The 15,886-nt window shown below is 32.3% G+C and carries 8 protein-coding genes, 1 other RNA gene and 1 pseudogene; 8 read left to right on the top strand and 2 right to left on the bottom strand.

Annotated features, from left to right (window positions below; all coding sequences use genetic code 11):
- Positions 1-321: 321 nt before the first annotated feature.
- The 3 genes and pseudogenes from ACU68Y_RS03870 (at position 322) to ACU68Y_RS03860 (ending at position 8,856) form a co-directional block, all read left to right on the top strand.
- Positions 322-7,167, top strand: coding sequence for a S8 family serine peptidase (locus ACU68Y_RS03870; protein ID WP_446755344.1), 6,846 nt, complete (start codon positions 322-324; stop codon positions 7,165-7,167).
- Positions 7,168-7,350: 183 nt separating this feature from the next.
- Positions 7,351-8,585: pseudogene (locus ACU68Y_RS03865) on the top strand (IS256 family transposase).
- 190 nt (positions 8,586-8,775) lie between these two features.
- Entirely contained in the window at positions 8,776-8,856 is an 81-nt protein-coding gene (locus ACU68Y_RS03860) for an IS3 family transposase (RefSeq protein ID WP_080551595.1), read from the top strand.
- 281 nt (positions 8,857-9,137) lie between these two features.
- On the opposite strand, the gene ACU68Y_RS03855 is transcribed toward ACU68Y_RS03860, so the two are convergent.
- Positions 9,138-10,298: an iron-containing alcohol dehydrogenase gene (locus ACU68Y_RS03855; RefSeq protein ID WP_002840542.1), complete on the bottom strand. Its 1,161-nt coding sequence runs from the start codon at positions 10,296-10,298 to the stop codon at positions 9,138-9,140.
- A 228-nt stretch (positions 10,299-10,526) separates the two neighbouring features.
- Here ACU68Y_RS03855 and ACU68Y_RS03850 point away from each other — a divergent pair, with 228 nt between their 5' ends.
- On the top strand, positions 10,527-10,859 hold the full coding sequence (locus ACU68Y_RS03850) for a hypothetical protein (protein WP_002838816.1): 333 nt from the start codon (positions 10,527-10,529) through the stop codon (positions 10,857-10,859).
- A gap of 240 nt (positions 10,860-11,099) precedes the next feature.
- Here the strand turns inward: ACU68Y_RS03850 and ssrA are convergent.
- Positions 11,100-11,461, bottom strand: a transfer-messenger RNA (tmRNA) gene (gene ssrA, locus ACU68Y_RS03845).
- 106 nt (positions 11,462-11,567) lie between these two features.
- On the opposite strand from ssrA, the gene rpiB reads away from it, so the two are divergent.
- Genes rpiB through ACU68Y_RS03825 form a run of 4 tightly spaced genes read left to right on the top strand, consistent with a single transcriptional unit; the run spans position 11,568 to position 15,882 of the window.
- Positions 11,568-12,020: a ribose 5-phosphate isomerase B gene (rpiB, locus tag ACU68Y_RS03840; RefSeq protein ID WP_446755343.1), complete on the top strand. Its 453-nt coding sequence runs from the start codon at positions 11,568-11,570 to the stop codon at positions 12,018-12,020.
- 1 nt (position 12,021) lies between these two features.
- Positions 12,022-14,649 (top strand): DNA polymerase I, encoded by a 2,628-nt coding sequence (gene polA / locus ACU68Y_RS03835; protein ID WP_094202514.1) that lies wholly within the window; start codon positions 12,022-12,024, stop codon positions 14,647-14,649.
- Positions 14,636-15,244 carry a dephospho-CoA kinase gene (gene coaE / locus ACU68Y_RS03830; RefSeq protein ID WP_446765324.1) on the top strand — a complete coding sequence of 203 codons (609 nt, stop codon included), beginning with the start codon at positions 14,636-14,638 and terminating at the stop codon, positions 15,242-15,244. Before polA ends, coaE begins: the two co-directional genes overlap by 14 nt.
- Positions 15,241-15,882, top strand: a complete 642-nt coding sequence (locus tag ACU68Y_RS03825) for a lytic transglycosylase domain-containing protein (protein ID WP_002841308.1) — start codon at positions 15,241-15,243, stop codon at positions 15,880-15,882. The genes coaE and ACU68Y_RS03825 overlap by 4 nt, the downstream gene beginning before the upstream one ends.
- Positions 15,883-15,886 lie beyond the last annotated feature (4 nt).

Here is a 15,886-nt window from a genome sequence, read left to right as displayed (position 1 = left end):
CAAAAAATACATAAAAAGTTATACTTAAAGCATAACTATAAATACATTATTTGTTTTAAATGTATATTCAGGAAAATGATAAAGGTTTTTATATTTTAATTATTAATCAAATCTCTGTTTTTAAAATTATTAATATATTTTTATTATGAGTTTTATGTATATAAAGTTAAAAAAATAATTATATTAGAGGTCTTATAAATGTTGACTAAATAAAAAAAAAGTAGTAAAATTTAGAACGTGATTTTTGAAAATGGGACTCAATATCGATATTTACAATTTATACCATGAATAAAATTAATATTTTTTAATCTAGGAGGATTTATGAAAAAAAAGGATATTATAAAGGCAACTCTTGTTGCAGCTTTATCAGTTTCATCAGTTTCATTTATGTGCAGTGATACAGTTTTTGCAAAAATTGAAGATACTGAAAATATTATTGACAATGAAAAATCTATAGAATATAAGCAGGATGGAAATAAGCTTACGAATGAGACGTTAAAAGTCAATAAAGAAAATTCGAACAATACAAACGATGAAAAGTTATCAGTAATTACAAAAGAAGATATTAAAGAGGATTCTGCAATTGATAATAAAAATACTTCCGATAACAAATATTCAAACAACGAAGTATCAAAAGGAAATGAATTGTATAAAGCAGATGAAATTCAAAACATTTCTAAAAAAGAAGAGGATAGAGTTGTATACATAGCTGAATTTAGGAATAAGGAGGATGGTCAGAAAGCAATTAAAGAACTATCTAATTTTAAAAATACTAAAGTTTTGTATACTTATAATACGATTTTCAATGGTTGTGCTATAGAAACAAATCGAGATAATTTGGACAAAATTAAACTTATTGAAGGCATTTCATCAGTCGAAAAATCACAAAAAATTCAACCGATGATGAACAATGCTCGAAAGGAAATAGGAGTTGATGAATCCATAGATTACCTAAAAGCAATCAATGCTCAATTTGGCAAAAACTTTGATGGTAGAGGAATGGTAATTGCAAATATTGATACTGGAACTGATTACAGACACAAAGCCATGAGAATTGACGAAGATGCGAAATCATCGATGAAATATAAGAAAGATGATTTACAAGGAACTGACAAGTACTTTTGGTTGAGTGATAAAATACCTCACGCTTTTAACTATTATAATGGTGGCAAAATCACTGTCGAAAAATATGATGATGGTTCAGATTATCATGATCCACACGGTATGCATATAGCAGGAATTCTTGCTGGAAATGATACTGATGAGGACATAGCTAATTATAATGGTATTGACGGGATTGCTCCAAACGCTCAAATATTTTCTTACAAGATGTATTCTGATTCAGGTGATGGATTTGCCGGTGATGAAACGATGTTTCATGCTATTGAAGATGCAATCAAGCATAAGGTCGATGTAGTATCTGTATCATCAGGTTTTACAGGAACAGGACTAGTAGGAGAAAAATATTGGCAGGCTGTTAGAGCTTTGAGAAAAGCCGGCATTCCTATGATTGTAGCAACTGGAAACTACGCAACAGCTGCATCAAGCTCATCATGGGACTTGGCAGCAAATAACCAACTAAAGATGATTGATACAGGCAATGTAACTAGAACTGCTGCACATGAAGATGCTATCGCGGTCGCATCAGCTAAAAATCAAATAGTAGAGTTTGACAAGGTCAATATTGGTGGAGAAAGCTTTAAGTATAGAAATATCGGTACCTTCTTCGATAAGGATAAGATTATTAGAAATGAAGACGGAAGCAAGCTATCTGACAAAGTAAAATTTGTTTATATAGGCAAGGGTCAAGATGAAGATCTAGTTGGTCTTAATCTTAAAGGCAAAATTGCCGTTATGGATAGAATCTATACCAAAGATTTAAAATATGCCTTTAAAAAAGCTGCCGATAAAGGTGCTCGTGCAATCATGGTTGTAAATACAGTTAACTACTACAACAGAGATAACTGGACAGAGCTTCCAGCCATGGGTTACGAAGAAGATGAAGGAACAACTTGTCAAGTATTTTCAGTATCAGGTGATGATGGTCTAAAGATTTGGAATATGATTAATCCAACAAATAAAACAGAGGTTAAAAGAAATAAAAAGGAAGACTTCAAAGATAAGCTTGACCAATACTATCCAATTGACATGGAAAGCTTCAACAAAAACCGTCCAAAGCTTGGTGATGAGAAAGAGCTAGCCTTTAACTTTGCTCCTGATACAGATAAGGAACTTTACAAGGAAGAAGTAATAGTTCCAGCAGCTTCTACATCTTGGGGTCCAAGGGTTGACCTCCTCCTAAAGCCAGATGTATCAGCACCAGGAAAGAACATCAAATCAACTCTAAATGTAATTGACGGCAAGTCAACTTATGGTTATATGTCAGGAACAAGTATGGCAACACCAGTAGTTGCAGCATCAACAGTATTGATTAGACCAAAACTAAAAGAGATGCTCGCAAAACCTGTCTTAAAAAACCTAACTGGTGACGATAAAATCGACTTAACTACTCTTACAAAGATTGCCTTACAAAACACAGCAAGACCTATGATGGATCCAACAGGTTGGAAGGAGAAATCACTATATTATGCTTCACCAAGACAACAAGGCGCTGGTCTTATTAACGTAGCTAATGCACTAAGAAATGACGTTATAGCTAGCTTTAAGAATTTAGACTCTGAAGGTTTGGTAAATTCATATGGATCTATTTCACTTAAAGAAATTAAGGGCGATAAAAAATATTTCACAATTAAATTAATTAATACATCAGATAGACCTCTAACATTTAAAGCTTCATCATCTGCAATCACAACAGATTCCTTAACCAATAGACTAAAACTTGATGAAACTTACAAGGATGAAAAATCTCAAGATGGAAAACAAATTGTTCCAGAAATCCATCCTGAAGTAATTAATGGAGCAAAGATAACATTCGAATACGATACATTTACCATAAAACCGAATTCAAGTTTTGACTTAAATGCTGTAATAGATGTCGGAGATGCTAAAGATAAAAATAAATTTGTAGAATCCTTCATTAGATTTGAATCTAAAGAAGAAGTTGAGGCAATGTGCGGTAAGGGAAACAAGACAGTTTTTCAACCATCTCTATCAATGCCACTTATGGGCTTTGCTGGAAATTGGAACAAGGAGCCAATCCTTGACAAGTGGGCTTGGGAAGAAGGTTCAAAATCAAAGACAATGGAAGGTTATGATGACGATGGTAAACCAAAAATACCTGGAACCTTGAACAAGGGTATAGGTGGAGAACACGACATCGATAAATTCAATCCAGCTGCTGTTATCCAAAACAGAAAAGATGGAAATACAAAATCACTTGATCAAGACCCTGACTTATTTGCACTAAATAACAACCAAGGCTTATTTGATCCATCACAAAGCGAATCAAAAGTCGCAAGAGTTTACCCACTCGATTCTAAAGGACAAAATCAAGAAGTACAAATAGAAAGAGGGCTAACTCCTTCACCACTTGTTCTAAGAAGTGCAAAAGAAGGACAAATATCAATCGTAAATACCGATAAAGAAGGAGAAGGTCAAAAAGATCTTAAAGTAATAACTAAAGAGCATTTTATTAGAGGTATCTTAAACTCTAAGAGAAATGACGCTAAGGGTATAAAATCTTCTAAGTTAAAAGTTATGGGAGATTTAAAATGGGATGGATTAATCTACAACCCAAGAGGAAGAGAAGAAGGCGCTAATGATGATAATAATAACCAAGACTTGGAAACAAAACTTAGGGGTCAATTTGAACCAATAGCTGAGGGTCAATACTTCTACAAGTTCAAATATAGATTAACCAAGGATTATCCATGGCAAGTTTCTTATATACCAGTAAAAATTGACAATACAGCTCCAACAATTGTTGATGTTGATTTCTCTAATCCAGACAAAATCAAATTAATAGCAAAAGATACCTACCACAAGGTAAAAGATAAGTATAAAAACGAAACCTTGTTTGTAAGAGATCAAAAGAACCATCCAGATAAATTTGAAGAAGTAGCCAACGAAGTATGGTATGCAGGTGCAGCTATTGTTGATGAGAATGGTGATGTTGAAAGAAACCTTGATGTTAAATATGCAGGAGAAGGCGAAGGAAGACACAGAAAGCTTGATGAAAAAGGAAATACTATCTACGAAATTAAAGGAGCTGGAGATTTAAGAGGAAAAATCATAGAAGTAATCGCCCTAGATGGTGCAAGCAACTTCACCAAAATCCATAGGATTAAATTTGATAATAAAGCTGACGCAAAAGGAATGATTTCGTATTACCTAGTAGATCCTGAGACAGATGCTTCTTCTTACAAAAAACTAGGTGAAATTTCTGAAGAAAAACTTAAAAATGCTCAAAGTCCAGAAGCTTCAAATAAGGCAGAAGAAAAGAAAGATACTGTTGAGGAAAATCCTATAGAGGGACCTTCAAATCTAGAGTTAAACAAAGAAATCTCTACTGTTAGAGGCTTTGAAGATAAAGACCTAAAGAAACTAGTTAAAAAGAAATATAAGCAAGAATACGACTATGTAAATGGTGGAAAAAGAACAGTAGAACTTGATTATCAATATGATGAAAATGGAAATATAAAAGCCTATGAAGATGGAAGTGCTCTAGAATATGAAACTGAGAAACTTTATGATGTTAAATCAAAGCTTGGTGGAGTATTAAGCCCATCTAAGGATGGTCATTTTGAAATTCTTGGAAGAGTAAGTAATGTATCAAAAGATGCTAAGGCTTACTATGGTAATGACTTTAAATTAATAGAAATTAAGGCAAGTAAATACGACCCACAAACAAAAACTCTAACCTTTGACTTATTTGCAAACACAAATGATGTAGTCGATGGTCTATCCTTTACTGGAGATATGAATATCCTTGTAAAAGATAAGGACCAAACAAAAGCTAAAACTATAATAAGGATGCCAGAAAAGAAGGATGAAGCAAAGGAAGCTTCACCATATGCTTCAAGCTACGGAAATATTATCGAACTAGGTGAAGGTGAGCTTACAAAACAAAAACCAAAAGATCCAAGTGCGATGGATACAAACAAGATGTTCTTCGATAAGAAATCGGGTCACTATGTATTAAACGATAACATGAGTGTAAGAAAGGGATATGCCCTAAGAGTTACTACATTTAACCCAGGAAAAACTGACATGCTCGATGGCAATGGAGTTTATAGCAAGGCAGATATAGAAAAAATCCAAAAGACTTCCCCTAACATCAAGGCCCTATCACAAAAAACAATCTACTGTGATAGTAGAAATGTTCAAGATGGAAGAAGCGCTCAATCGGTTCTTATGTCAGCATTGGATGGTTTTAATATAGTTAGATACCAAGTATTCAAATTCAAAACTAATGATAAGGGAGAGGCTATAGATAAGGATGGAAAGCTTGTAGATGATCCTTCTAAACTAGTTCTTCTTGGCAAAGATGGCAAGGAATATATCGGAGATGATAAATCAAACGTTGAAGCCATTAAAGAAGACGGTGCAATGCTATTTATCGATACAAAGCCTGTGAATCTATCAATGGATAAAAATTACTTTAATCCTTCTAAATCTAATAAGATTTACGTAAGAAATCCAGAATTTTATCTAAAAGGAAAAATTTCTGATAAAGGTGGATTTAACTGGGAAATGAGAGTTAATGAGTCAGTTGTAGATAATTATTTAATATATGGTGATTTACACATTGACAATACAAGAGACTTTAATATAAAACTTGATGTAAAAGATGGGGATATCATGGATTGGGGAATGAAAGATTATAAGGCAAATGGATTCCCAGATGAAGTTAAAGATATGGATGGCAATGTCTATCTACAAACTGGTTATAGTAATCTTAATGCCAAGGCTGTTGGAGTTCACTATCAATTCCTCTATGATACTGTAAAACCAGAAATTGAACAAAAAGATGATGGTAACACAGCTATTGAATATGAAAAAGATAAATTTATCAAATTCAATGTTACAGATAAGAGAGATGGCGATAAAGCTGGAGAAATCCAAGACAAACAAATCTTTGTAAATGGTAAAGCATACAAGTCCTTAGAAGATATCAAAGATATAAAAGATGATAAGCTAACAATCAAGTTTGTAGTAAAAGACTTTGCAAACAATACTAGGGTAAAGGAATTTAGCTTTGACAAAAAAGCTGGATCATTAACTCCTATAGAACCAGAAAAAGTCAAGCTTACTATAGATAATAAGGAAAATGAACTAGTAAAAGGTGAAGATTTCGTTCTTCCAGCTTATAATGGAGAAGTAGCAGAAGGATATCAATTTGATGGCTGGGAAATTTCAGGAGTAAAGGACAAAAAAGAATCAGGTTATGTTTTGTTCGTAACAGAAGAAACAAAAATAAATTCAACTTTTAAGAAAATTAAGGTAAAAGAACAAGAAGAAAACAAACCTACATTCGATATTAATAAGAAAAAGGAAACGTCTCAAGAAAATACTTGCCAACCAAAAGAAACAGAAAATTCAACAGACGTATCAAGTGACGATAATTCAAATCAATCGGATTTAGCTAATGATACTGAAGTTAAAATTTCTGATGATAAAAAAAATAGCTCTGAAAGCAAAAATAATGTTAATGTTGATAAGTCTGAAACAAATGAAAAAGAAGAAATAAAGACTAGTAAATCTTCATTCGATATTAATAAGAAAAAGGAAACATCTCAAGAAAATACTTGCCAACCAAAAGAAACAGAAGATTCAACAGACGTATCAAGTGACGATAATTTAAAACAATCGGATTTAGCTAATGATACTGAAGTTAAAATTTCTGATGATAAAAAAAATAGCTCTGAAAGCAAAAAAATTGTTAATGTTGATAAGTCTGAAACAAATGAAAAAGAAGAAATAAAGACTAGTAAATCTTCAAACAAAAAGAACGACAAAGCTTATAAATTAGGTGAAAAAGACTCCGTTACAACAGTTGAAATCAACAAGACTACTGACAAAACAAATTCACCTAATAAAATTGATAAAAGCAGAAATATTAAAGGTAATGTGATTAGAAAAAATCAGCATATATTACCAAAAGCTGGGAATATTAGCGAAATCATAATGATGTCGGCAGCAGGATTTATGTCAGTAGCAGGTGCCTTCTTTGGATTTAAGAAAAAAGACAAAAACGAAGAGAAATAATAGTATAGCAATACAAAAGTTTTAGTTTTTAAGATTAAAAGAGTGTGAGATAATTTGCGTATCAACTCTTACCAGAGACTGTGAAATAGTTTGTGTGTAAAATCCTCCTGATATAATAGAAATCAGGAGGATTTTAAAATGCCAAGAAAAAGACCAGAAACAAGACTCAACAAAATATCCAAGATGTTAATCGAAGAGTATCAACCAGAAACAGTACAAGATTTTCAAGAAGCTTTGAAAGCTATTCTAGGCGACACAATGGAGCAAATGTTAAAAGCAGAGTTAGATGAACATCTAGATTATGAATATGGTGAAAAGCCACTGTCATTAAACACAAGAAATGGATCAAGTAAAAAAACAGTTAAATCATCATACGGAAACATAGACCTAAACATTCCACGAGACAGAGAAGGATCTTTTGAGCCACAAGCATTGAAAAAATATCAAAAAGACATATCAAACATAGAAAACCAAATAATATCTATGTATGCAAAAGGAATACCCTCGCCTAATAATATCATAAACTCATTTCATTCGTTGGATATTATTGGCTGGGGCAGGCCCTGACAACAAGAGACATATCAACACACATAAAAGAAATCTATGGATTTGGAATATCAGAATCCATGGTAAGCAAAATAACAAATAAAATACTACCAACTATTGAAGAATGGCAAAATAGGCCACTAGAAAAAGTATATCCATTTGTATTTTTAGATGCAATACACTATCATGTAAGAGAAAATAACATAGTAGTAAAAAAAGCAGTATATATAGCACTAGGATACAATACAGAAGGATACAAAGAAATACTTGGAATGTGGGTAGGAGAAAATGAATCAAGTAAATACTGGCTATTGGTATTAAATCAATTAAAAGAACGAGGATTAGAAGATATATTAATAGTCTCAACAGATAATTTATCAGGATTTAGCCAAGCAATAGAAAGTGTATATCCAAAAACAGAAATTCAAAAATGCGTAATTCATCAAATAAGAAATTCAACAAAATTCGTATCATATAGAGATATAAAAGAGCTAATGAAAGACTTAAAAACAGTATACAAAGCATCAACAGAAAAACTAATACTAAGTAATCTAGATATATTTGAAGAAAAATGGGGCAAAAAATACCCAATGTGTGTAAATTCATGGAGAAATAACTGGGCAGAATTATCAACATATTTCAAATATCCAGAAGGAATAAGAAAACTAATATATACAACAAATAGCATAGAAAATTTTAATAGACAACTTAGAAAAGTAACAAAAAACAAAACAATATTTCCAAGCGACTACGCCCTACAAAAAAGCCTGTATCTAGCGATGGTAGATGCTTCAAGTAAATGGACAAGTAGAATAAGAGGATGGGATCAAATACTGTCACAACTATCAATATTTTTTGAAGGCAGAATCTAAATTTTGCCATAAAGATAATAAAAAAGGTAGATTTTGAAAAATCTTGACCTTTTAGTTTAATTGTGCCAAAATTAGGTTACAAATATCTGAACTTTCAGATTTTAGTAATAAAAGTATATTTTAAAAAAATATCAGCTCACAACCTATCAGGAGGATCTGATATACAAAACTTTTCACATACCCAAAATATATTAAATGGTACAATGAAGATAGGATTAAAACAAAATTAAACGGAATGTCCCCTGTTATGTACAGATTACATTCCGCTTAAAATATTATTAAATTATTCCGTGTTTACGGGTTCAGGTCATAGTTTTTTTCTTCTAATTTCTTTATTTTTTCTTTTAATTGTGCCTGTGTTAATGAATTATCTTCTAAATTTTTCTGATAAATATTTATATGATATGATAGATTTTAAATATTATTTTGCTACTTTTACTTTAAATTATGTTCTATATTTTGCCATTAAAAACTGACCTCCTTAAGTTAGTTTTTAGGTCCAACTTTTGAGGTCAGTTCAGATTTTATACATAAATTATTTTGCTATTAAATTTATTCTGTTATATCTTCGCCGTTGTAAGCGTGAGTATATATCATTTTTACTATTTCTGGATTTGATTCACGTGGATTTGTCAAAGTACATGGATCTTCGTAAGCATTCTTGCTCATTTCATCCAATACAGCGTCAAATTTTTCTTTGTTAAATCCGAATTTTTCTTCAACTTCTTTCAATGTTGGTGGAATGCCAACTTTCTTAGCTAATTCTCTAACAGCAATTGGATAATCTTTTACGTTTAATTCTTTTTCAATCCAATCAACTTTATTAGTAGCTTTTCTGTTAAATTGTGTGATGTATGGAAGTAGAATTGCGTTAGCAAGTCCGTGAGTAATTCCAAATTCGCCACCAATTTTGTGTGCTAATGAGTGAACTAAACCAAGTGAAGCTGATGTAAATGCGATACCTGCCATTGTTGATGCATTATGCATTTTTTCACGAGCTTCCATGTCGTCTGGATTTTCGCAAGCTTTTGGTAAATATTCAAATACCAATTTCAATGCGTGAATTGCAAGTGCGTCAGTATAATCGTTAGCGATATTAGATACTAATGCTTCTGTAGCGTGTGCTACAACGTCCATACCAGTATTTGCTGTAACTGATTTTGGCATCTTAGATGGTAGAACAGGATCTACTATAGCGATGTCTGGAACAATGTGATCAGATACTAATGGATATTTGATGTGTTTTTCAGTATCAGTGATAACTGAGAATGCAGTAATTTCACTTGCAGTACCTGAAGTTGATGGTATACCAACGAATTTTGCTTTTTTACGAAGTTCTGGAAGAGATCCTGGTTCAATGATATCTTCGAATTTTAATTCAGGATGTTCATAAAAAGCCCACATACATTTTGCAGCGTCCATTGCAGAACCGCCACCTAATGCGATTATCCAATCTGGTTGGAATTCTTGCATTTTCTTAGCGCCTTCTTCAACAGTTTTAACTGATGGATTTTCTTCAACGCCATCAAAAACGCATACTTCCATATTTGCGTTCTTCAATTCTTCACAAGCTCTATCTACGAAACCGTTTTTCTTCATAGAATTTCCACCTGTAACAATAATTGCTTTCTTACCTTTCAATTCACTTAATTTTGAAAAAGTTCCTTCTCCGAAATAAATGAAACCTGGAATATGAAGTACTCCGTTTGCCATAATAAATCACTCCTTTTGTAAGTTGTACAAAAACAATATGTTTCTGCTATAATAATATTATAACAATATTTGAATCGTTTAGTCAAATAAAAAACGAAATTTTTAACAGATAAATAGCATCGTGTTAAAGTGTTTTATCATGATGAATAACAACGATATTTTAAAACGTAGTTTTAGATTTTGGAAAGCGTTTCACAAAAAAATTGGACAAATAAAAAGGAGAGTAAAATGTCAGAAGAAAACAAAACGAAAAATGTAAAAAAGAAAATATGGATAATATTGATAGTTGTACTTATTTTCTTGGCATCATGCAGCGCATTGGTGTTCAAATCAGCAGGATTTCAAAGATTTAAGAAAAATGTAAAAAGCGAATACAGCGGTGGAATCAAAAGAGAAATCATAATTTATAATGCAGAAGGAAAAGAAATTTTCAAAAAAGAAGGAAAATTTGATTTTACTTACGATGACAAATGTATCGAATACATTGATACTCAAACTAATTTAAAACACAACGTGTTTGCGGGGGATAATTCCACGGTAATTATTAATGAATTGAAATAATAAAATTTTGGTATTAAATTTTAGAAATAGAGAGTTTTAGCGACTCTCTTTTTTTATATTCAAAATCAGACTTTAATATACAAGAAACTGTATAAAATCAGTGAAGAAAAATTCTTACCGAAAGTTTTACCGAAAAATTTTTAAAAAACTTGAGATATTTAGGCAAAAATACTTATGTTTAAAAACAAAAAAGCCCATTTATCAACGTTTTGAGTTAAAATGAGCTAATTTCAAAATATATGGTGGAGATGAGGAGAATCGAACTCCTGTCCAAAAATATATCCCTAAGAACTTCTCCGAGTGCAGTCAATTAATTTTTATTCGTCGATCAAAATTTAACTGACAAAACTATGATCGATATATCCTCTTAAATAATCTCATATACCAGAGGAAAATATACGAGATGTTCCTGCTCATTAGTTGAGATTCAAAAAGAAAACGCAGGACGATTTTCTAGTTTTTGAATCGGCCGCCGTTATTAGGCAGCTAATGCGAAGTTATTATCTTCAGCGTTTATATTTAGTTGTCCTTTTTTTACGTTTGTAGACGAAAACGACTCGCTATTCAAACTTCAATATCCCTGTCGAAACCAAGACATCCCCATATTTTTACAACTATATTTTACCATAAAATGTGTAATTCTTCAAATAATTGATAAATATATGAACATATTATAAAATGTAGGTAATAATATATTTGGAGGTTTTTATGAAAATAGCAATAGCAGCCGATCACGGTGGATTTGAATTAAAAGATTCAATGGTTGAATATATAAAAAGTTTGGGAAATCAAGTTGTGGATTTGGGAACAAATTCAGCTGATTCAGTAGATTATCCAGATTATGCAAAGAAAGTTTGCGAAGAAATCCAAAAAGGAAATTCTGATTTGGGAATTTTGATTTGTGGAACAGGTATTGGCATGAGCTTGGCTGCGAACAAATTCGAAGGAATAAGAGCGGCTTGTGTGTCTGATGTGTACAGTGCGAAAATGAGCAGAAACCACAATAATGCAAATGTGCTTTGCTTCGGAGCGCGTGTAATTGGAGATGAAGTTGCCAAACTAATCATCAAAACTTTCTTGGAAAATGAATTCGAAGCTGGTCGTCACCAAAGAAGAGTGGACAAGATAATGGCTTTCGAAAAAGAAAACAAGGGATTATAAAATGTCAAAAAAAGCTTTAATTATTGACGGCTCATCTCTTTTATTCAGAGGTTTTTATGCTATCAGAGATTTGACAACAAAAGATGGAATTCACACTAATGGTGTGTTTGGATTTATGAATATGTATTATTCTGTTATGGGAAAAATCAATCCAGATCTTGTAGTTGTGTGTTTTGATAGAAAAGAGCCAACTTTCAGACACGAAAAATATTCTGAATACAAGGGCAATCGTCAAGAAACTCCGGAAGAATTAATCGGCCAATTCGATATGTTAAAAGAATTGTTGAAAGCGATGGGAGTTTCATACATTGATTTGAAAGGATATGAAGCAGACGACATTGCAGGAACATTGGCAAAACAAGCTTCATCAAAAGATTACGATGTGTATTTATTGACTGGTGACAAGGATTATCTGCAGCTTATTGACAATAACACAAAAGTTGTCCTTACAAAAAGAGGAATCACTGAAACAAAAATCTATGATGTAGATGTTTTGAAAGAAGAATACGGAATTACGCCTAAACAAATGATTGATTTGAAAGGTTTGATGGGAGATAAATCGGACAATATTCCCGGAATTGATGGCGTTGGAGAAAAGACTGCTCTTAAATACATTCAAAAATACGGAAGCATTGAAGGATTGTACGAGCATGTCGATGAAATTTCCGGCAAGAAAACTAAGCAAAAAGTCATTGATGGAGAAGACATTGCATATTTGAGTAGAGAGCTTGGAACGATTAATACAGATGTTCCTGAAGATTTAATGGGATTTGGAATCGAGGATTGTACTATAAAAGAAGCTGACAATGATCATCTGATTGAAGTCCTTACTAAACTTGAATTCAACAGTTTTATCAAAAAACTTCCAAACGAAGAATCCAATGAAAAGTTTGAATATGAAAACTTAGATGAAAAAGTAGATGAAATTAAAGCTTATATTAAAGAGAACAAAAAGTTTACTTTTGCATTGTTCAATGATGATTATTATGTGGACAATGAGCCTGTGATTTTTGCTATTTACACTGACAAGGTGTACATTACAAGAAACGTAGATCTTGTAGAATTATTCAAGGAAGAATTCGAATCGAAAGATATCAGCAAGCTTTCATTTGATATCAAACCATGTATTTATCATTTGATGCGATATGGTATCGGCATTTCGTACAATTACGATGATGTTGTAATCATAGAATATTTGCTCGATCCATCCAAGACAAGTTATAGTATGGAAAGATCTGACCCTAAAGTTATCGGATATGATTTCAAGCCGCTTGAAGATATTACAGGAAAAGGCAAATCCAAGAAGACTATTTTGGAATCTGACGAGAAAGAAATCGACAATTACATTGTGAAATACATGATGTTTACAAATAAATTGTACGAAAAGATTTCAGAAATAGAAGAAGAAGATATGATGCATCTGTACAGAGATGTTGAAATTCCTTTGATAAAAGTTTTGTGTGACATGGAATTTACGGGAGTTTGTGTCAAGAAAGAAACTTTGGTCGAGATGGGAGAACTTTTCGAAGATGAGATAAAATCAATCGAAAAAAGTGTTGAAGAACTTATCGGAAAGAAAATCAACATCAACTCATCAAAGCAATTGGCAGAAGTGTTGTTTGAAGATTTAGAGCTTCCTGTGATAAAGAAGAACAAAACAGGCCCATCGACAGACCAAGAAGTTTTGGAAGCTTTAAGTGGAAGACACGAAATTATCGACTACATTTTAAGATACAGAACAATTACGAAACTTAAAACAACATATATCGATGGAATGGTGGATTTAATCAAAAAAGACGGCAAAATTCACACGACTTTCCAACAAACTATCGCACAAACTGGAAGAATTAGCTCTACTAATCCTAACTTGCAAAATATTCCTATTAGAACTGAAGAAGGAAGATTAATTAGAAAAGCATTTGTTCCAAGCGAAGGAAATATGTTGTTGGATGCGGATTATTCACAAATTGAGCTTAGAGTGTTGGCTGATTTGGCAAATGATGAGGTTATGCTTGATGCATTCAAGCACGGTGCGGATATTCACAGAAAAACTGCCAGCGAAGTGTTCAAGGTTGATTTTGATAAGGTAACATCACTTCAAAGATCCAACGCAAAGGCTGTAAACTTCGGTATTGTTTACGGAATTGGAGATTATTCTTTGAGTAAAGATTTGCACATAAGTAGAAAAGAAGCCAAAGAATACATCGAAAATTATTTGGACACTTACAAAGGTATCAAACAATACATGGAAGATATAGTTGCAATTGGCAAGGAAAAAGGCTACGTTGAAACTATTATGAACAGAAGAAGATACATTCCAGAATTGAAATCCAAAAACTACAATGTTAGAAGTTTTGGGGAACGTGTGGCACTTAACACGCCAATCCAAGGATCAGCAGCGGATATCATCAAAGTTGCAATGGTCAAATTCTACAATAGATTGAACGAAGAAAAACTTAAAGCAAAATTGATTTTGCAAGTTCACGATGAGCTTATTGTTGATTGTCCAAAAGACGAACGAGAAAAAGTTCTTGAAATAATGAAAGATGTCATGACACATGCTGTTGATTTGAAAGTCGATATGAAGATAGACGTAAACAGTGCAGATAATTGGTATGATGCAAAATAAAAAAATCATCGTAGTTTGTGGCAATATCGCCAGCGGGAAAAGCACGGTGTGCAGAAGAATAAGAGAAAAAGGCTTTGTTGTAATAGATTTGGATGAGATTACTCACCAAATCTATGAGCAAGGTACAGATCTTTATTACAAGCTTATTGATGAGTTTGGAAAAGAAATTTTAGATGAAAATTCTGACATAGATAGAAAAAAACTTTCCAAACTTGTATTTAATTCAAAAACATTATTAAAAAAGCTTGAAGAATTGACACATACTGATATAATATTAAGAGTAGTAAAAAGAATTAAGAAGGAAAAGTCTGATTTGATTTTTCTAGAAATTTCTATGTATTTGGAAAGCAAAGATTTGCTTGACAAATATATCAACGTCGATGAAGATTGGGTAGTTGTAGCTGACAGGGACATTAGAATTCAAAGAATAATCGATAGAAACAACTTTGATTACGATACTGCTGTTACAAGAATTAATTCCCAACTAGATTATGAGAAAAAAATTAGTGAATTTGACGAAGTTATTGTAAACAACACGACTGAATCAGATTTAATACTCAAAGTTGACGAACTAATAGATAGGAAAAAATTATGAAATTTATTAAAAGATTTTTAATCACGATTATTTCAATTATTGTGATTGTGTTTTTAGTTGGATTTGGCGTGAGCGCTTATTCTACAGTGACAAGGCCAGTTAAATATGTCGATTTAGTTAATACATACTCAAAAGAATACAACGTTGATCCACTTTTGGTTATGAGTGTCATTAAAGTTGAATCTAACTTTGATCCAAGTGTAAAATCAAAGGCTGGAGCTTTGGGGCTTATGCAATTGATGCCAGACACTGCTGAAAGTATTAACAATATGAGAAATACTCACTTTACAATGGATGATTTGAAAAAACCTGACAAAAACATTGAGATGGGTACTGCATATTTATCGTATTTGTTGCATCATTTCAAAAACCACGATTTGGCGATTGCTGCTTACAACGGTGGAATTGGAAATGTAAAAGAATGGTTGTCGAACGAATCTTTTTCAAAAGATGGTCAAACTTTAGACGATATTCCATCTTCTGAGACGAAATACTACGTTGTAAAGGTTGAAAACCAATACAATATTTACAAGATCTTCTACGAAGATACTAAGCTAGAAGAAAATATGCACAAAAGTTTCAAGGTTTGGGCGAAAAACTACATTAAATTAATCAAAAATATTATTAATAAATATTAAAAGA

The sequence above is a fragment of the Finegoldia sp. P1-F-LS genome (assembly GCF_052932205.1).
This window is presented reverse-complemented; position numbering and strand designations above follow the sequence as displayed.